Source organism: Flaviramulus aquimarinus, from assembly GCF_039543205.1.
Lineage (GTDB): Bacteria > Bacteroidota > Bacteroidia > Flavobacteriales > Flavobacteriaceae > Flaviramulus_B > Flaviramulus_B aquimarinus.
The window spans coordinates 419418-438447 of the sequence record NZ_BAABJH010000002.1 but is presented as its reverse complement, the minus strand read 5'-3'; the positions used below and the strand labels follow the sequence as shown (position 1 = coordinate 438447).

The window sequence follows — 19030 nt, the reverse complement described above, 5'->3', positions numbered from 1 at the left end:
GTTTTATGACTTTTTTAAATTTGATTCATAAAGTGTTATCCAGTCTTGAATACTCATTTTTTTGACTAATTCAGCTATTAATTCGAAAGGAATAGCCTCAATTTTTTTAAACCGGATACAACTTTTACCCATATCCAGTTTAAGGTTACTATGTTTTGGATATTCATTAACAAACCATTGCTTTAAATCTGGATTAGCGTAAATACCACTATGGTATAAATTAATTGAGTTTTTTTGAGACGCAAAACTCATAAAAGGCAAAGGCTCGGTAGGCTTACAATGATATCCATTTGGATACATAGCATGTGGTACAAAATAACCGACCATACCATATTGAATGCCTTCTTGAAAGCCTTCCGGTAGATTTTGATTGATAACGGCACGTAGTTTTTTTAAAATAGGTTGACGTTCTTCTGGAACTTGACTAATATAATCTTCGGGTGAACTTGCTTTGTATTGCATAATGAATTTATTTACGTTGAAGGACTAATCCTGATATTAAAGAGATAACAAACCCAATAAGTACCACTGTAAAAAACATTAAAAAAGCCATAAAACCAGAACCTCCATAATCTTCCATTTGTTTGGTAAGTGTTACTTTTTTAGTTTGAAATTCTTCTGCTGGCAAAGTATTTTCCATGGTTTTTAATGTCGTTTCTAAATATTCTGTAGCAAAGTTTGGGTTAATGAAACTGGTATAAATATAATCCGCAATGCCAACACCAATGCCAACGAAAGCTGATATTAAAACCCCTATGGCTAAGGCTTTCCCGAATGAAATTATTCCATTGTTTACATGATCGCGATAATACTTTATTCCAAAAAACAGAAACGATAACGATACGACCATAGAGGTATAGCCAATAATTTCTTGTGCTGAATAACTTAAGTTCTTGCCAAATAAAATGGTGGCTAAAAAAATGACTAAACCTGTAAAAAAGCCATAAAGCCCATATTTAATAATTGTATTTTTCATTAGTTTGATTTTTAATATTACACATGTTGGTCTAAAAGAATAGTATTGCCATCAGGATCATAAAGCACAACACTTGCAGGCCCTGAGTTGTTTTCATCCGCTTCGCGTTCCAATGTTATCACGTTGTTTTTTAAATGTTTTTGAATGGCTCTTATGTCATCAAAAGACTCTAATGTATTGGCGTTTTCATCCCAACCAGGGTTAAAGGTTAAAATGTTTTGCTCAAACATACCTTGGAAAAGACCTATTAAAGCATTTCCATTTTTCATGATGAGATAGTTTTTTTGTATGTCGCCAGCAAAAACATGAAACCCTAAAGTTTCATAAAATGCTTTAGATGTTTTAATGTCTTTTACTGCTAAACTTACTGAGAATGCTCCTAGTTGCATATGATATAATTTAGATGATTAATGTAACACAAAGCTAGGAATAGATTAGAAAAGGAGGGTCATACTAAAGTACCAAATAAATAGTATTTAAATCTAAATGTATGAAAAATTCAAGAACTTTAAATTCTCAACATTTTGAAAATGACAACGGCATTTGAAGCTCTAGATATATTTTAGAGTCTTTTTTTAAATAATATGATACTTTTTTGCTATTTGCAATGCTTGTGTTCTGCGTTTTGCGTTTAGTTTTAACAACACATTCGAAACATGAGTTTTTATAGTGCTTTCTGAAAGAAATAATTTAGTGGCTATTTCTTTATTGGATAACCCTTCTGAAATAGCTTGAAGGACTTCATATTCTCTTGGAGTAATTTCTAAATCCTTTAATTTTTGATGATTGATTTCATTGGAATCTTTTACTTTATTGTGAAGACTTTTTTTATTAATGTAAATTCCAATAATTAAGAATACAATAGCAATGATAGCTAGGATAAATTCTATTTTTAAATGTCCTGAATGTATGGAAAAAGTGCTAATTTGAAAAAGTAGTATCAATGCTAGAATTAAGCCTGAAAAAACTAAAATGGTTTTCTTCATGTATTAAAATTAACAAAATTTAGCTGTAATCTTATCGACAATAGTTTGAGCCAATTTTTCTTTACTCTCAATAGTCCAGCCAGCTACATGTGGCGATAATAATACTTTTTTAGATTTTATAAGGTATTTAAAGGCTTCGGGCATTTCTGAAGAAAACAAATCTTCAAAAGATGCTTTTTCATATTCCAAAACATCAAGTCCTGCGCCTAGAATTTTTCCTGATTTTAATGCCGAAACCAAGTCTTTGGTCACAACACTTTTACCGCGAGCGGTATTTAAAAACCAAAATGGGTTTTTAAATTGATTAATAAACTCATCATTAATCATATTTAATGTTAATGGTGTTTGTGGTGTATGTAAACTAACAACATCTACTTTTTCTCGAAATTCGGTGAGTGTTACTTGTTTTGCATGGGCATCTTCTACATTGTTTTTTATATCGTAGCATAAAACGGTAACATCAAAACCTTGTAACTTTTTGGCAAAAGCTTTCCCCATGTTTCCGTAACCAATAAGGCCTATTGTTTTTCCGTCTAATTCTATACCACGATTGTCTTCTCTAAGCCATTTCCCGGCTCTAACCTCTCTATCTGCTTTGTTGAGTTTATTAAAAAGCGACAACAACATGCCTAAAGTGTGTTCGCCAACTGCATTTTTATTCCCTTCTGGTGCGGATATTAAATAGACACCTTTTTGTTCAGCATAATCACAATCTATATTTTCTAATCCAGCGCCAACACGACCTATGAATTTAAGATTTTTTGCGACATCTAGAAATTGTTTATCGATGGTAAAACGACTTCTTAAAACCATACCATCGTACTCATGAATTTTGGCTTCAATGGCTTCTTTTGATGATGAATAGTCCTCATGATTTGTGAAACCTAAATCGTTTAATTGATTGATTAATAAGTCGTGATTTGTATCGAGGTGTAATACTTTCATTTAAATTTTTGGATAATGTGTTTGCGTTTTTTTATGTTCTACTTTTCCTGTGTGTGCTGTACTTAATTTTTCGAAGAGTAAAACATGAACTTCTTCATTATTCTTGGTGTATGGATTATGTTCTACGCCTTTTGGAACTACAATAATTTCACCTTCGTTAACAACTTCGGTTCGGTCTCTAAATTGCATATACAATGTGCCTTTGATGACTTGAAAAAGCTCGTCTTCATCATCGTGACTATGCCATACAAATTCGCCTTTTAATTTTGCCAGGATAACTTGCATGTTATCTACAACAGCTATTTGATGTGGATGCCAATTTTTGTTGAATTTGGAAAGCTTTTGTTTAATATTGATTGATTTCATGCTATAAAATTACGAAGTTTTGTGTTAGGGATTGCAGAGGATATCTTTTTTGTAGGGTACGAGGAAAAAAGGTTGTAACCCTTTAACTCGAATTAGGAAAACACAAGTCTGACTATTTGCCGTTAAATGCCTAAAATCATTTTTGCTATCCAAAAATAAAGTAAGATTCCTAAAATATCATTGCTTGTTGTTATAAATGGACCTGTAGCGATAGCTGGGTCTATACCACGTTTGTTTAAAAATAATGGCACAAACGTACCAATGAGCCCTGCAACGATAATTACAGCTACTAAAGATACAGAAATGGCTAAAGCGGTATTTAATTCGCCTTTGAAAGCCCATACAAATAAAAAGAGAAATATGGCTAATATAACACCGTTTAAAGCGGCCAGTAACATTTCTTTTATCAATCGGCTATTAACGCTACCTCGAACATCATCATTGGCTAAACCTTGAACAATAATGGCACTGGATTGAACTCCAACATTTCCTGCCATAGCTGCAATAAGTGGTGTAAAAAAGAATAGGATTACTGCTTTTCCCGTAAAAAGACTTTCAAAACCTTCCATGATTAGAAATGCCCCTATACCTCCAACTAAACCTAAAAACAACCAGGGTAACCGTGCTCTTGTAAGTTCTAAAATACTATCATCAGAATCGACGTCGCCTGTAATACCTGCTGCCATTTGGTAATCCTTATCAGCTTCTTCTTTTAAAACATCTACAATGTCATCAATGGTAATTCTACCTAAAAGTGTTTTGTTTTCATCAACTACAGGAATAGCCTCTAAATCATATTTTGCCATGATTTTTGCAACGTCTTCTACATCTTCTTCAACATTAACATAATCGACATTTACCTTAACGATATCTGCAATTTTTTGCTCGTTTTTAGCAACAATCAAATCTTTTAATGACAGGCGGCCTATAAGTTTTTCTTCTTTATTTACTACATAAATGGAATGTACTCTTGTGACTTCTTCGGCTTGACCTCGAATTCTACGCATACAACCGGCAACGGTCCATGTTTCGTATACTTTTACAAGCTCTTTTGCCATAAGACTACCTGCAGTATTTTCATCATAAGTAAGAAGTTCTGCAATTTCCGCTTTGTGCGCTTCATCTTCAATTTGAGCTATTACAGCTTGCTGACGTGCTTCAGGTAATTCTAAAATAATATCGGCAGCATCATCGGTATCTAATTCTTCAACTTCTTCGGCAATTTCTTTAGCAGAAAGGTTTTTTAAAATCTTTTCTCGATTGTCTTCATCCAGCTCTGTTAAAATATCGGAGGTGGTATCAGAATCCAGAAGTTTTATAATATATACGGCCTGTTCTAGATTTAATTCATCTAAAATCTCGGCAATATCAGCGTAATGAAACTCATCTAATAGTTTTTTAAGTTCTTTATCGTTTTTTTCCTCGATAAATAACTCGACTTGCTCAATGAGTTCATTAGTGAGTTGAAATTGTATGTTTTCTATTTCTTCTGACAAACGGAAAAGTTTTAAACGTCTTTTTCTATTAATTGTGTCAGCTCTATAAAAGCTTGAACACTTAATTGTTCAGGACGTTTGCCAAATATACTATTTGCTTTTAAATTATCAGATAAATTGAATGTTTTTAAACTGTTACGAAGTGTTTTTCTGCGTTGTTGGAAAGCCGCCTTAACGACTTTAAAAAAGAATTTCTCATTACAAGGCAAAGAATATTCTATTTTTCTGGTAAGTCTTAAAACCCCCGAATCTACTTTTGGAGGTGGATTAAAAACATTTGGGGGTACCGTAAATAAATATTCTGCGTTGTAAAATGCTTGTGTTAATACGGATAGGATTCCATAGACTTTACTGCCTTCTTTAGAGCAAATGCGTTGTGCTACTTCTTTTTGAAACATCCCGGAGAATTCAGGGATTTGCTCGCGCATTTCTAAAGTCTTAAAAACGATTTGGGTTGAAATATTATATGGAAAATTACCAATTATAGCGAAAGGTTCTTGTTTAAAAACGTCGTTTAAATCATATTTTAAAAAGTCTTTTTCTATGATTCTAGGAGCAAGGTTTAAGTAGTTGGATTGTAAATATTCAACCGATTCGGGGTCAATTTCAATAACATAAGTGGTGGTGTTCTTTTTGAGTAAATATTTAGTAAGCACGCCCATACCTGGACCAATCTCTAAAACATTTTTATAATTTTTTAGGCTTAAGGTATCTGCTATTTTTTCTGCTACAGATTCATCATTTAAAAAATGTTGACCTAAATGTTTCTTTGCTTTTACTTGATGTTGGTTGGGTTTATATGACACGAATTTATGGTTGTTTTATTGTTAGACAAAGTAAGCTATTTAAAATTTACCGTATATTCATCTACAATTTGTAGTTCGGTTCTAAACGCCAGCATTTTATCTGCAAATTTTTTCATACCATCGTTTCTTAGTTTGTCGGCATCTTCTTTATAATAGGCTTCTAAGGCTTCTCTGGAATAGGAACGGTATTGAATAGAATAGGTAACACCTCCCATATCTTCTTCTACCAAAACTCTGGAGAGCGTTGCTTTTTCAAATTTTCCAGTGGCCAATACTTGAGGAATGTGTTCTTTTATCCACGTTAACCATTCGTTATGAATGGTTTCATCTATATTAACGGTAACATTATATATAATCATAATTATAAATTTTTTGTAAATAACAGGAGCTCTTCATCATCTTCAAAAGGTTTTACTTTTTTTTCAAAAGTTAAGCCTAATTTTCCCAATAGTTTAATGGAGTTCTTATTATATGGAACTGTTATTGCTGTAATTTTACTAAGCTTAAACCTGTTTTTTGCCAACTTTAAAATTTCAATGGAAGCTTCATAACCAAAGCCTTTACCTTCATATTGTGGTAAAAATGCAAAGCCAATATCTGCAAATTCCAGTTCTTCACGTTTTGCAAGACCGCAAGTTCCTATAGGCTTATTATTCTCTTCTTTAAGTTCTAACTTATAAAATCCAAAGTCAAAATCTTTATAACTCTTAATGGTTTTATTGGTTAAATATTGTTTGGCATCTTCAACAGATTTGAGGTTTTTATCGCCAATATATTTTTTGGAATTTGGAGCGTTTGCCAATTCTAAAAAAAAGGGCGCGTCTTTAGTATTGAATTTCGATATAAGGAGACGGTCTGTTTCTGCTATAATCATAAGTTTAATTTATAGCATCGCCACGTAAAGCCCTAAACCGTTTTCTAGCATCGATAAAGTAAATGCTATCGGCATGATTAAAAATAATTTGCTCGTATAATGTTTTTGCCTTTTCTGGTTGGCTTAAAATGGTTTCATAAATTTTTGCTAAATGAAAAAGAGCATCGTCTATTAAAATACCATTTCGGTAATTGGCTATTATAGATTCGTAATTAGCTTTGGCTTTTTCATACTGGCCCTTTATTTGGAATAATGCTGCTTGTTTGTATAAGGCTTGAGCTATTATAGGTTCCGTTTTATGATTGTTAAGAATACTATCTAATAGGGTTATAGCTTCATTATTTCTGTTTTGAAAGGCCAGTAAATCTGCTTTTGAATAAAGCTTTAATGCAGTTTGTAGGGAGTCTTCATATTTATTATCTGTAATAAGCAATTTTAAATCTAAGGCATCATTGGCAATAAGCTGCGATGTTGAGGCTTTTAAAATTTTAAGCTGAGACTCAGCCCATTTAAAATCGCCTTTATAATAACTGGCTTTGGCAACTTTATATCTAGCCTCTTGCGAAATGGTACTGTTTTTTAAGTTACGTTGAATTTGTGTGTAATAGATCAGGGCTTTATTGAATTGTTCTTGCAGTACTAAAATATCGCCTAATTCTAATTTGACTTTGGCTTTTTGCAATTCGGTTAAAGGTAATTTTAAAGTGTCTTCTAAAAACGCTGTGGCTTTAGTTGTTTCATTCATGTAAAATGCTAAAAAATGTGCATAAGACATTTGTAAATTCAAAGTTTGGGTATATGTGCCAAACGTTTTTATTAACTCTAAATATTTGGTGTTAATAGCTGTATAATTTTCCTTTGGACTTTCTTTGATTTCTAACTGAAGTAAGTTTTGATGGGCTTCTAATATGGTATTTGAATCTTGAGCAGTCTCTATAATATAATTGAAGATGTCTTTTGCAATCTCATTTTCATTAGCGTTTGCTGAAATTAACGCTAACTCTTTAATTCTGTTTAAACTTTCAGGTTGTCTTTTAAAAATTGCTTTTTCTTGGGTGAATGCTTTATTGAAATCTTTTTGTTGGGTAAACAACCAACTTAGTAATTGGTTCCAAAGTAAGTTAGGCTCTTGTTGTATTTTTTTTAAAAGAATTTTTCTAAATAAAATATTGTTTTCGTTATCGCTCTTTTCACTAATAAAATCATTAACAGCCCTTTTAACATCATTTAAAACGACTGGATTAAACTCGACAAAATTGATGTAACTGTTAAACATTTTCTCAATATTGCCTTGTTCTCCATAAATTTGTGCCAACTGTATGTTGAAGTTAAAATCTGGATTTAGTACCATTGCTTTTTCGTAAGCTGTTGTAGCCTCATTTAAAAGTGAATGGTTTTGAAAACTTCTAGCTACTGCAAAAACATTAGTTGCTTTATCATCAATTGTTGTAATGGCCTTTTGATAGTTTTCGGTTGCTTTTTCAATATGGCCTTTAAGTTGAAAATTATAGCCTAACTCTACAATAAATGCAGGGTATTTAACCCGCTCCATTAATTTTAATATGAATTTCTCGGCGTCATCATATTGTTCTAATTGTTGGTGTGAGGCAATAACTTGATTGATATAGTTTATATTGGAAGGCGACTTGGTATATAATTTTTTATAGGCGTGCAATGCTTTTTCAAACTCACCATTTTTAAAATATTCTTTAGCAAGAATACCATTTTGCGAAAATACTGAAGTCGATATAAATACACATAAGATTAGGAAGCGTCTCATAGTGTAAATATAACAAATGTGAGGTGTTGATATTGTAGTAATTTGATTTTTTTGAGTTCAACTTACTGTTTTTAATGCTCCAGATTAAAAAAAATGAGTTTTACAAAAAATGCCCGAATACAATTCGGGCACTAACCAACCAAAAATAAATGTTCTATTAACTACTGTTAATTAAATACTCGATTGGGGACAGTTTTAAATCTCCGCATACACGGAAATGACTATTTCAAAAAATCTTTTTTGATTGCATCAAGCGATTTATATTGAAAATCCCTATTTACTCGCAATGGTTGTTTTATGATCTTCGGATTTTAATAATTCAAAATCTGAAGACAATACTTTACTTGCGAAAAAAATCAGAGTAATTAGAAGTACAATGCGTTTAACATTTTTCATGATTAAGTAGGTTAAGTAGATTTGATAAAGCAAACTTGATAAATAAATTCGGAAAACCAAAGAAAAACCAAATAAAATCGTCAAACAACTTGTTTATCGTGCACTTAATCGATAAAAATGAATAAAAATTATTTATTTATAGGTTTTAACTTACTATTTAATCAATAAGTTTAAACCCTGTATAAGGTTGTAAAACTTCAGGTATTACAATGCCGTTTTCTGTTTGATAATTTTCAAGAATACCTGCTAATACTCTAGGTAAAGCTAACGAGCTTCCGTTCAGTGTATGGGCTAATTCATTTTTACCTTCGCTATTTTTAAATCGGAGTTTTAGACGATTGGCCTGAAAGGTTTCAAAATTTGAAACTGAAGATATTTCTAGCCATCGATCTTGAGCCGTTGAAAACACTTCAAAATCATAAGTCAAAGCTGATGTAAAAGAGGTATCGCCTCCACATAAACGCAAAATTCTATAAGGTAATTTTAATTCTTTTAAAATAGCTTTTACATGGTCAATCATACCATCTAAGGCTTCATAAGATTTACTTGGATGCTCTACGCGAATAATTTCAACTTTATCAAATTGGTGTAGTCTATTTAATCCTCTTACATGGGCGCCATAGCTTCCTGCTTCTCGGCGAAAGCATGGTGTGTAACTTGTAATCCCGATAGGTAGTTCGCTTTCATTTAAAACAACATCTCTAAAAATATTGGTTCCTGGTACTTCGGCTGTTGGGATTAAATATAAGTTGTCCTCAGTAACATGATACATTTGTCCTTCTTTATCTGGTAGTTGCCCTGTTCCAAAACCTGAAGCTTCGTTTATCATAAGTGGTAATTGATATTCAGTATAACCCGCAGCCGTATTCTTATCTAAAAAATAAGCAATTAAGGCACGTTGTAACCTAGCGCCTTTACCTTTGTAAACTGGAAACCCTGCTCCTGTAATTTTATTACCAAGTTCAAAATCTATGATATCATATTTTTTGGCCAGTTCCCAATGTGGTAATGCGTCATTGTGTAATTTAGGAATTTCTCCCGCTTTAAAGATTTCTTCATTATCCAACTCAGAATTGCCAGATGGCACCAATTCATTTGGCACATTAGGTATTTTGTAAAGCAATTCTTTTAAAGCGTCTACTTTATTATTAAGTGTTTCGGTAAGTTCTTTTGAAACTTCTTTTAACTGCGTGGTTTTCTCTTTAAGAAGATTTGCTTTTTGGCTTTCTCCAGATTTATACAAGTTGCCAATTTCTTTAGATAGTGTATTAGATTCAGCCAAAGTATTATCTAATTCTGTTTGAATACGCTTTCTATCCTCATCAAAAGCAATCACATCATTTATCATTTGTGTTGCATCAATGTTTCTTTTTTCTAAGCGTTCAATAACTAAGGCTTTGTTTTCTCTAATAAAAGGGACTTGTAACATGACTTAAAAATTTAAGGGACAAATTTAATGAATTGTGTAGATAATCACTCCTGTTTTGAAGGTAAAATCCAAGCACTATGTTTAAAGGCATGCCATTCTACATTTGCGATATCTACTTCTGGATTAATTAATGTTCTATAAGGTTTTCCGTTTACACTTACTTTACAATTTACGTATACGGCAATATCTTGACCCTCATCCTTAAATTTTTGTTTTAAACGTTGACTAAACTGCCAAATAATATCGGGTTTTGTACTTGCTGTACGTACTTGTTTTGATGATAAATAATCTTTCATTTTAATTGAAAAGCGTTTGCCAGTCTCTTTGTTTTCCACCGAATATGAGGTGTAACCACCTTTTACTCTTAGCATCATGCGCCATGATAAGCGATGGCCTTCTTCTGTCCAAAGTACATTGTCTTCTATAAAATGATGGCGTAACGGTAAGCCTATTTGAACTATAAAATAAATTGAAAACACTAAAATTAGAGGCGCTTTTAATGGAGGAACAATAACCGCTTCGGCATTATAAAATGGTTTCTTTTTTAGAAATAGCTTTTGAATGGTTTTTGGTTGAAAAAAGAATAAGGCAAATGCCAATGATAAATAAGGAAAAATACCTATTTGAAATATAAACGAGTTAAACAAGTGAAAGAAAATAGATATTATAAAGGCATACTTTCTTGTTGGTTTGAATAACAATAACGGTACAATTAAACCATCAAATAAAATACCACCGTATGATAATATGTAATGCAACCATTTTTTCTGAAGTAAGTTACCAACTATGATATAATCTTTTTTAGTCTTCATCATGAGCTCTATAACCGAAGAGTCTAACCAATCTGGATAAAGCTTAGCTACAGAAGCATAAGTGTAAACAATAAAAAGTTGTAGCACAATAACCCACCTGCACCATTGGGGCATGGATATACTTTTTAATTTTGGATTTTGTTTTACATCAATTGAAGCGTATTTATGAGCTGGAAGAAACACCATAATACTGCTAATAAGCATCAACAAATAGTAATGGTTGTTATAGGATGATTTTTGCATCAAATACGTTGCAGACCACATGAGCGTAAAACTAATCATGGTCAATCTATATTTATAACCTATCATTATAAACACTGCAAAAACGCCCATAATGGCATAATAGTAATACATACCGTTGCCCGGAAGTGGTTGTAACCATTCAAAACCAATAAATGAAAAGGTAAAATCGGGAGCTACAAGTGTGCGTTTTACCCAACCAGTAAAAATAGCACCAATCGATTCTAAAAAACATAGCAATCCAAAAATAATCCTGAAAACTATTAATGATGAATTGTCAATATGTTTAAAAAACCAATGATTATGCATGGTGTTTAGTGATATAATCTAATGCTGTTTCTTTATCTTTTGCGAGTTGTAACTTTAGGGCTTCAACAGATTCAAATTTTTTTTCATCTCGAATACGATGCAATAATTCTATTTGAATGTTTTCGTTATAAATGTCCTCATCAAAATTAAAAAAATGAACCTCAATAGTTTGTTTGTTACCATTAACGGTAGGGTTCATGCCTATGTTCATCATGCCATAAACTAGAGTCCCTTTAATAGTAGCGCTAACTATATATGATCCTTGTTTTGGAATGATTTTATAATCTTCTTTAATATCAATATTTGCCGTTGGATAGTTTAATTGCCTGCCTAAACCTTTCCCTTTAGTTACAAGACCGTTTAGCATGAAATTATACCCTAAATAGATGTTTGCTTTTCTTATATCACCTTGATTTATAGCATTTCTAATTTTTGTTGAACTAACGGCTACATCGTTAATATCTTGAGCTGTTATTTCTTCAACTTCAAAATTATACTTTATACCAAAATCTTTTAAATCATTAATATCAGCATTTCTATTTCTACCAAATCTATGATCATAGCCAATAATTACTTTTTTAGCGTTAAGTTTATCCACTAAAATCTGTTTTACAAAATCTTCAGCAGTAAGCCTTGAAAATTCATGAGTAAACTTTTTAATAAGTAAGTAATCTAAGCCTAAATCGTCTAAAATGTCATGGCGTTCATCTATGGTATTAATTAATTTGATGTTAGAATCTTTTTGTAATACCATACGCGGATGTGGAAAAAAGGTTAGTATTACAGATTGTAAACCTTCAAGTTTTCCCTTGTTAATCAAGCGTTTAATGATTTTTTGATGCCCAATATGAACACCATCAAAAGTGCCAATAGTTACAACAGTTGGATTAATGGATTTGTAAGCTTCTATTTTTTTTACTTGACTCATTTAATGGCTTAAATTGTTTAATTTGACTTTAAAAAATTAGATTTATTATATTTGACTTAATAAATCGCCCCAAAATAGTTGTTTATGAAAACAAAACTACATTATGTTTTAACAATTGCAATGCTTTTGTTCGTATTTTCAGGTTTTGCCCAAAATTCTACATGGAAGAAAGTTGAAAGCACAAAAAAAATCGAAAATTTATCAAAATTTTATATAGACAAAAGTAAAGCGCATGTTTTTAAACTAGACCAATTGTCGTTTAAAAAAAGCACTGCTTCAGCAACCTTAAGAGGTGCTAAAATTAAAAAGGCAAGCACAATTGTTTCCATTCCTGCAATTGATGGAAACATGGAATCTTTTAAAATTTATGAGACTTCTGTATTTGCTCCAGAGCTTGCTGCAAAGTACCCGCAGATAAAATCATATGTTGGTGTTAGCACAAATAATTCAGGTATGCGTTTACGTATGAGTGTATCACCACAAGGTGTTCAAACTATGATTTCTAGTGTAGGGAAACCAACTGTGTTTATGCAACCTGTTGCAAAAGGTTCAAATACATATGTGCTTTACAATAAAAGTGCTAGAAGTTCTATAGCGAATAGGTTTGAGTGTAAAACTTTAGATAAACTAAACGAAACATTCAACAAAAGTAATAGTAGGAGTTCAAAAGTCAATGAAGGTGGTGCAAATAATCAAACCTTACAAAAATTTAGATTAGCTGTTTCCACAACTTCTGAATATACCGCTTATCATGATGATGGTAATGCTGGAAATGGCAATGCTATAGTTGATGCTTTAGCGGCAATAAATGCCTCAATAAATAGAGTTAATGAGGTTTTTGAAACCGATATGGCAATTACTTTTGAGCTTATTGCCAATAATAATTTAGTTATATATAATAATGCTGGTACCGATCCATATTCCCCAGCGAGTAGTGGTGCTGATGGCGCTTGGAACTCAGAACTTCAAACAACTTTAACTAACGTAATAGGCGAGAGTAATTATGATATTGGGCATCTTTTTGGAGCTACTGGTGGTGGCGGAAATGCGGGTTGTATAGGTTGCGTATGTCAAGATAATTTAAAAGGAAGCGCATATACGTCGCCTTCAAATGGTATTCCAGAAACGGATACCTTTGACATAGATTTTGTAGCCCATGAAATAGGTCATCAAATGGGTGCTAATCATACATGGGCATTTGATAGCGAAGGTACAGGGGTTAATTCGGAACCAGGTAGTGGGACAACCGTAATGGCTTATGCAGGAATTGAAGGTGCTAATAATGTTGAGCTAAATAGCGATGATTATTTTCATTATCATAGCATTAAGCAAATATTAGATAATGTAGACACAAAAGCTTGCCAGACTACTGAGGTTATATCTAATAACCCTCCTAGTGCTAATGCAGGAAGTAATTATAACATTCCTAAAGGAACAGCTTATGTTTTAAAAGGTTCGGCTACTGATGGTGATGGCGGTGATAACCTAACCTATTGCTGGGAACAAATTGATAGCGGTATAACCAATTACTTGAATTTTGGTCCAGAATTAGCTTCTGGCTCAACAAACAGATCATTACCACCATCAAATTCACCAGACAGATATATTCCTAAATTTAGTAGTGTTTTGGCGGGACTTACCACCCAAACCAATCCAGCATTAGGAAGTGATTGGGAAACAGTATCTACAGTTGCAAGAAATTTAAATTGGGCATTAACGGTAAGAGATAGGGATCCATCATCAGCTACTGGCGGTCAATCTAGCTATGATACGATGCAAATTACGGTGGAAGATGTAATGCCTTTTACCATGACCAATCCTGTATCTTGGGCTCAAGGTGCTATGCAAACTATTGAATGGGTGGTTGGACAAACCACTAATGGTACAATAAATTGCCAAAATGTAACTATTAAATTATCGACGGATGGCGGGGCAACATTTCCAACTACTATTGTATCTAATACCCCAAACGATGGTTCTTTTAATTATACAGTGCCAGCAATGCCGGATACAAGTAATGCTAGATTATTAATAGAAGCGGTTAATAACATTTTTTATGATGTTTCCGATTTTAACTTCTCTATTTCATCAAATCCAGATTTTTTTATAGTTGAAGAAACTTTAACACCTATAGATTGTGGTGATACTAGCGCTACTTTTAATTTTGAATATGTAGCCGTTAACGGCTTTTCCGAAAACACGGTATTTAGTGCTTCGGGTACACCAGGAGCTTCAACAGTTTCTTTTTCACCAACAAATTTAAGTAGTTCTGGAAACGTTGTTATGACTATTAGTAATTTAGATGGGGTTGCATTAGGCAATTATCCACTTTCCATAATAGGAACTTCAATACCTTCATCTGTTGTAAAAAATAAAAATGTAGAATTAACTTTCTTTAATGGGCAATGTCTCTCTGTTGCCAATACAGAGTATAACACCAGTACTACATTGGTAAATTTTAACACCATTAATCAGGCCTCCGGAAAACCTTCTGGTTTTAGCGATTATACCTCAAGCCCAACAAATGTAAATAGAAATAGCGCATACAATTTAACTGTAAACGTTAATACAGATGGTGATTTTACAACTAACACTAAAGTATGGGTAGACTGGAATCAAAATTGTAGTTTTGATGATGTTGGTGAAGAATATGATTTAGGGGATGCGACAGATGTTTTAAATGGTTCTACGTTTAATTCACCATTTTCAATTACTATTCCAGTTGATGCTGTTTTAGGAAATACTGTTATGCGAGTATCTACAAAATATAAAGATGATGGACTACCTGCTTTCTGTGAAAGTGGTTTTGATGGAGAAGTTGAGGATTACACACTTAACATTATGCCCACATTATCGGTTGAAGAGTTTGGTTTTGAAAATTTCATGGTTTATCCCAATCCCAATTCTGGTGCGTTTACAATACAACTTAGTGGTTCTAAATCACGGGATATACAGGCTAAAATTTTTGACATAAGCGGTCGGATTATTTATGAAACTAGATACGGAGCTACTGGCGATTTTAAAGAGCAAATAGCTTTAAATAATGTGCAATCAGGTTTATATCTTTTAATTGTAAGTGATGGTATGAGACGATCCACCAAGAAAATTGTAATCAAGTAAGCTAAAACGTTATTTAGGATAATAAGGTGTTTTGTGTTTTTAACACTTTTATTAGTTCCTATTTCCCGTTAAAAGTATTCATGGTATTATTAATTCCAGCTAAAGCAAAAGATTTAATAAGTGCTATGGATTTTTCTAAGCGTTCTTTCAGGTTTTTATTTTCTTCATCGGTCCAGGTACCAAGAACATAATCGACCTGTCTTCCTTTACTAAAAGTATCACTTATTCCAAATCTGAAACGGTTGTATTTTGTAGTGTTTAATTTATCTTGAATGTCTTTTAAACCATTATGTCCACCATCGCTTCCTTTTGTTTTTAAACGAATACTTCCAAATGGTAAGTTTAAATCATCAGTAATAACCAATAGGTTTTCTAAAGGAATTTTTTCTTTGGTAAGCCAATATAGTACAGCTTTGCCACTCAAGTTCATAAATGTACTTGGTTTCAATAATATAAAAGTTCTGCCTTTTAACTTATAAGTCGCTATATCGCCTAGTTTTTGGGTTTCAAAAGATAAGCTTTCTTGCGCAGCTAAATAATCTAATACTTTAAATCCTATATTATGGCGTGTGTTTTCATAGGTCTCGCCAATATTACCCAAACCTACTATTAAATATTTTTTCATAGAATCTTGTACTTCTAAATGCTTTTTCTTTATAAATAATCGAGTTAAAAACTGACACATAAACCTTTATTTTTGTAAAAATAAAAAAGCATCTGGAATAATACATAAATGCTTAATCATATTTCATTAGGTGTGGCAATGCTTTTATCTAATGGTATAATAAAAAAGCCTTCATAATAAAATGAAGGCTTGCTTTATGTATATTATAAAAATCGTTTAAGCTGAATTCCTACTGGCATTAATATTACCAAATAAAGAACGTGTTACAATTTTTTCAAAAATCTTCTTTTCATCATCATCATCATCAACACCTGCTTTTTCTAATTCCTGAATCTTTTTAAGGGCATACTGTTGTATAGTTAATAACGGTAATACTATAGATTCTCGAACCTCAATAGAAGCCTTTCCTGAAGGTTCATTTTCCATTAATTCTTTATAACCTGTTAGTTTAAGGAGCAATCTTTTGGTTGTCGTATATTCGGTATGAATGATATTCCAGAAATCTCCAAATTCTTCATCTTTAGACATGTACTTTGTTAAATCGAAAAATGATTTGGTTAAAGACATCATACTGTTTTCTAACAGGGTTTTAAAGAATTTAGAGTTATTGTAAAGCTGTTCAACTTTATCAAACTCCCCTCGATCTTCATATAGTTTTAAAGCTGTACCAACACCATAAAATCCAGGAACATTTTGTTTTAGTTGACTCCAGGACCCAACAAAAGGAATGGCTCTTAAATCTGAAAACACCAAGCTATCAGAATTGCCACGCTTTGAAGGTCTACTACCTATATTGGTTTTGGCATAGTATTTTAAAGTACTCATACGTTCTAAATACGGAATGAACATAGGGTGACTTTTAAAATCCTTATAGGTTTGGTAGCTTGTTTCTGCTAAGTCATTCATGACCAATCGGTCTTCGTCTGACAATTTGTTGCGCTCTCCAGAAATTCTATTATTAATACCAGAACTTATTAATTGCTCAAGGTTGTATTGTGAGGATTCTAAAGTTCCAAAATTAGAACTAATCGTTTGTCCCTGAATAGTCAGTTGTACTTCTTTGTCTTCAATATTTGGACCTAAAGACGAGTAAAATTGATGTGTTTTTCCCCCGCCACGAGCTGGAGGTCCACCACGACCATCAAAAAATATAGCAGTAATACCATATTTTCTAGACATTTCGGTAAGCAACTCTTTAGCTTTATAAATCCCCCAATTCGCCATTAAATAACCGCCATCTTTAGTGCCGTCTGAAAAACCAAGCATAATAGTTTGCTTGCTACCCCTAGCTCTTAAATGTGCCATGTATTCTGGATTGGTATATAACTGTTCCATAACACCAGGTGCGTTTTCTAAATCAGGAATGGTTTCAAATAAAGGCGCAACATCAACTGTTAAGTCATCTTTAAACGCCACTATTTTTAGCATAGCAAAAAGTTGCATGACATTTAATGCCGTTTGATTGTTACTAATAATGTATCTATTAGCTCCCAATTCGCCATTGCTTTTTTGAATATCTTTAATTATAGAAATAGTTTTTAAGGTGTTGTATACGATTTCATCTTTAAACACATCTAAATCTGTAATCGTATCATTTGCTTTTGATAAAATTTCAATTTGTTCACTTTCAGATAAATCATGATAATTATCTGGGAATGATGAATTTCCTGTTTTAATGAGGTAATCTATTACCGTAGTAAATACAGAATGATGAATTCTACTATCTTGTCTAATATCTAGGGATGCAAAATTATAACCAAAGAGATGCACTCTATTAATTAGGTTATTTATTTCATTCTCATATAATGACTGGTGTTCTTCTACAATCAGGTTTCTTATACTTAGTAGCTCTAAAATAAGTTCTTTAGATGTAATGGCATCTTTAGCTTTTAAATTTATACTGTAATTATAGAGTATAGTTTCTAATTTTACAATGCGTTCTTCAACGCCTCTAAAAGTAAGCTTTCTTCTTAGGTTTTTTAGATCAGCATAATATTTTTTAAGTATAGCTTTTTTAAGCTTTCTGGCAACTTTTAATGTGGTATCTGGTTTTACAAAAGGGTTTCCGTCTCTATCGCCACCTGGCCAAAATCCAATGTTTATAATTTCATTATGCTTTTTGCCATCAGCATAAATATTGGTTTGAATGTAATTATAAATTTCTCCAAACGACTTGTAAAATACATTTTCTAAATACCAAATTAAGCTTTTAGCTTCGTCATAAGGTGTTGGCTTTTTATGTTTAAAAAAAGGTGTTTTTCCTAGCTGACCAAATAAATTATGAATTTCAGATAAGTTGTTTTCTTTTATTGCAGCTGTTAAATCTGTAATAATTCCTAAAACAGATCCTGGGTAAAATTGTGTTGGGTGCGCTGTTAAAACAATACGGACTTTAAATTCTTCAAGATAATTTTGTAGTTCTTCTAATGTGTTATCCGCAATGGCTTTGCCTTTAAGGTTTCTTAAAGTACCTATGCCATCCATGTTGTTTACTATTGGAAAAGCAACATCTTCAATGGCATCAAACAAAACCACTTGTCTTTCAATATATTGAATAAACCTAAAAAGCAGGTTTATTTGACTTTCTTTATTTCTACGTGCCTGATATTTTTTAAAAAAGGATTCAACAATGGTAGTAGGGTCGTCGCCTTTTTCAAATCCTTTTTTACAAGTTTCATGAAATAAAGGAAGTAAAACTCCGGTTTTAGTTACAGAATCAAAAGGTAAGGTCATGAATATACTGTTGTATATTTGATATTTTGACAACACATTTTGATTAAATCGATTTATTTTTGGCTCTACAGACATGGTATTGTTCTATTGAAAATTAACGATAAAAATAGTGAAGCTTGAATTAAGGAGCGCAGTCATTTTAAAGTTTTGTCAATTTTTGTTGTTTGATGAATTCTAATTAAGAATAATTAAAAAAAATAGCACCTATC

17 protein-coding genes are annotated in these 19030 nt (G+C 32.3%); 1 reads left to right on the top strand and 16 read right to left on the bottom strand.

The genetic code is table 11. The features are described 5' to 3' along the window. Positions 1-3: 3 nt before the first annotated feature. From ABD941_RS10260 to ABD941_RS10195, 14 genes are all read right to left on the bottom strand, one after another. Positions 4-462 (bottom strand): DUF1801 domain-containing protein, encoded by a 459-nt coding sequence (locus tag ABD941_RS10260; RefSeq protein ID WP_345274042.1) that lies wholly within the window; start codon positions 460-462, stop codon positions 4-6. 7 nt (positions 463-469) lie between these two features. After that, complete coding sequence (locus tag ABD941_RS10255) at positions 470-976, bottom strand: DUF4199 domain-containing protein (RefSeq protein ID WP_345274041.1); 507 nt, start codon at positions 974-976, stop codon at positions 470-472. Positions 977-993: 17 nt separating this feature from the next. Then, positions 994-1365, bottom strand: a complete 372-nt coding sequence (locus ABD941_RS10250; RefSeq protein WP_345274040.1) for a VOC family protein — start codon at positions 1363-1365, stop codon at positions 994-996. Between the two features lie 186 nt (positions 1366-1551). After that, positions 1552-1962: a response regulator transcription factor gene (locus tag ABD941_RS10245; protein ID WP_345274039.1), complete on the bottom strand. Its 411-nt coding sequence runs from the start codon at positions 1960-1962 to the stop codon at positions 1552-1554. Between the two features lie 9 nt (positions 1963-1971). Then, positions 1972-2907, bottom strand: coding sequence for a 2-hydroxyacid dehydrogenase (locus ABD941_RS10240; protein WP_345274038.1), 936 nt, complete (start codon positions 2905-2907; stop codon positions 1972-1974). Continuing rightward, on the bottom strand, positions 2908-3273 hold the full coding sequence (locus tag ABD941_RS10235; protein WP_345274037.1) for a cupin domain-containing protein: 366 nt from the start codon (positions 3271-3273) through the stop codon (positions 2908-2910). A gap of 122 nt (positions 3274-3395) precedes the next feature. Further along, positions 3396-4769, bottom strand: coding sequence for a magnesium transporter (gene mgtE / locus ABD941_RS10230; protein ID WP_345274036.1), 1374 nt, complete (start codon positions 4767-4769; stop codon positions 3396-3398). An 11-nt stretch (positions 4770-4780) separates the two neighbouring features. Further along, positions 4781-5575 carry a 16S rRNA (adenine(1518)-N(6)/adenine(1519)-N(6))-dimethyltransferase RsmA gene (gene rsmA, locus ABD941_RS10225; RefSeq protein WP_345274035.1) on the bottom strand — a complete coding sequence of 265 codons (795 nt, stop codon included), beginning with the start codon at positions 5573-5575 and terminating at the stop codon, positions 4781-4783. A gap of 35 nt (positions 5576-5610) precedes the next feature. Beyond that, entirely contained in the window at positions 5611-5934 is a 324-nt protein-coding gene (locus ABD941_RS10220) for a DUF4286 family protein (RefSeq protein ID WP_345274034.1), read from the bottom strand. 2 nt (positions 5935-5936) lie between these two features. Next, positions 5937-6449 (bottom strand): GNAT family N-acetyltransferase, encoded by a 513-nt coding sequence (locus ABD941_RS10215; protein ID WP_345274033.1) that lies wholly within the window; start codon positions 6447-6449, stop codon positions 5937-5939. A gap of 4 nt (positions 6450-6453) precedes the next feature. Further along, positions 6454-8229, bottom strand: a complete 1776-nt coding sequence (locus tag ABD941_RS10210) for a tetratricopeptide repeat protein (RefSeq protein ID WP_345274032.1) — start codon at positions 8227-8229, stop codon at positions 6454-6456. Between the two features lie 553 nt (positions 8230-8782). Beyond that, entirely contained in the window at positions 8783-10054 is a 1272-nt protein-coding gene (gene serS / locus ABD941_RS10205) for a serine--tRNA ligase (protein WP_345274031.1), read from the bottom strand. A gap of 44 nt (positions 10055-10098) precedes the next feature. Next, the gene (locus ABD941_RS10200; RefSeq protein ID WP_345274030.1) at positions 10099-11415 is read right to left on the bottom strand and encodes an HTTM domain-containing protein; all 1317 of its coding nucleotides are present in this window, start codon (positions 11413-11415) and stop codon (positions 10099-10101) included. Beyond that, on the bottom strand, positions 11408-12343 hold the full coding sequence (locus tag ABD941_RS10195) for a bifunctional riboflavin kinase/FAD synthetase (protein ID WP_345274029.1): 936 nt from the start codon (positions 12341-12343) through the stop codon (positions 11408-11410). Before ABD941_RS10195 ends, ABD941_RS10200 begins: the two co-directional genes overlap by 8 nt. A gap of 84 nt (positions 12344-12427) precedes the next feature. On the opposite strand from ABD941_RS10195, the gene ABD941_RS10190 reads away from it, so the two are divergent. Continuing rightward, positions 12428-15463, top strand: a complete 3036-nt coding sequence (locus ABD941_RS10190) for a zinc-dependent metalloprotease (protein ID WP_345274028.1) — start codon at positions 12428-12430, stop codon at positions 15461-15463. Positions 15464-15521: 58 nt separating this feature from the next. Here the strand turns inward: ABD941_RS10190 and pth are convergent, their stop codons facing one another. Both pth and ABD941_RS10180 read right to left on the bottom strand, forming a co-directional pair. Continuing rightward, complete coding sequence (gene pth, locus ABD941_RS10185) at positions 15522-16148, bottom strand: aminoacyl-tRNA hydrolase (RefSeq protein WP_345274027.1); 627 nt, start codon at positions 16146-16148, stop codon at positions 15522-15524. 156 nt (positions 16149-16304) lie between these two features. Beyond that, entirely contained in the window at positions 16305-18896 is a 2592-nt protein-coding gene (locus ABD941_RS10180; protein ID WP_345274026.1) for a phosphoenolpyruvate carboxylase, read from the bottom strand. Between the last annotated feature and the right edge of the window lie 134 nt (positions 18897-19030).

What these genes read in the sequence shown, in the direction of transcription:
- ABD941_RS10255 (WP_345274041.1), bottom strand. Translation starts at nt 976, where the DNA reads ATGAAAAATACAATTATTAAATATGGGCTTTATGGCTTTTTTACAGGT.
- ABD941_RS10215 (WP_345274033.1), bottom strand. Translation starts at nt 6,449, where the DNA reads ATGATTATAGCAGAAACAGACCGTCTCCTTATATCGAAATTCAATACT.
- pth (WP_345274027.1), bottom strand. Translation starts at nt 16,148, where the DNA reads ATGTGTCAGTTTTTAACTCGATTATTTATAAAGAAAAAGCATTTAGAA.
- ABD941_RS10240 (WP_345274038.1), bottom strand. Translation starts at nt 2,907, where the DNA reads ATGAAAGTATTACACCTCGATACAAATCACGACTTATTAATCAATCAA.
- serS (WP_345274031.1), bottom strand. Translation starts at nt 10,054, where the DNA reads ATGTTACAAGTCCCTTTTATTAGAGAAAACAAAGCCTTAGTTATTGAA.
- ABD941_RS10180 (WP_345274026.1), bottom strand. Translation starts at nt 18,896, where the DNA reads ATGTCTGTAGAGCCAAAAATAAATCGATTTAATCAAAATGTGTTGTCA.
- ABD941_RS10200 (WP_345274030.1), bottom strand. Translation starts at nt 11,415, where the DNA reads ATGCATAATCATTGGTTTTTTAAACATATTGACAATTCATCATTAATA.
- ABD941_RS10190 (WP_345274028.1), top strand. Translation starts at nt 12,428, where the DNA reads ATGAAAACAAAACTACATTATGTTTTAACAATTGCAATGCTTTTGTTC.
- ABD941_RS10195 (WP_345274029.1), bottom strand. Translation starts at nt 12,343, where the DNA reads ATGAGTCAAGTAAAAAAAATAGAAGCTTACAAATCCATTAATCCAACT.
- ABD941_RS10220 (WP_345274034.1), bottom strand. Translation starts at nt 5,934, where the DNA reads ATGATTATATATAATGTTACCGTTAATATAGATGAAACCATTCATAAC.
- ABD941_RS10250 (WP_345274040.1), bottom strand. Translation starts at nt 1,365, where the DNA reads ATGCAACTAGGAGCATTCTCAGTAAGTTTAGCAGTAAAAGACATTAAA.
- ABD941_RS10210 (WP_345274032.1), bottom strand. Translation starts at nt 8,229, where the DNA reads ATGAGACGCTTCCTAATCTTATGTGTATTTATATCGACTTCAGTATTT.
- ABD941_RS10235 (WP_345274037.1), bottom strand. Translation starts at nt 3,273, where the DNA reads ATGAAATCAATCAATATTAAACAAAAGCTTTCCAAATTCAACAAAAAT.
- ABD941_RS10245 (WP_345274039.1), bottom strand. Translation starts at nt 1,962, where the DNA reads ATGAAGAAAACCATTTTAGTTTTTTCAGGCTTAATTCTAGCATTGATA.
- ABD941_RS10260 (WP_345274042.1), bottom strand. Translation starts at nt 462, where the DNA reads ATGCAATACAAAGCAAGTTCACCCGAAGATTATATTAGTCAAGTTCCA.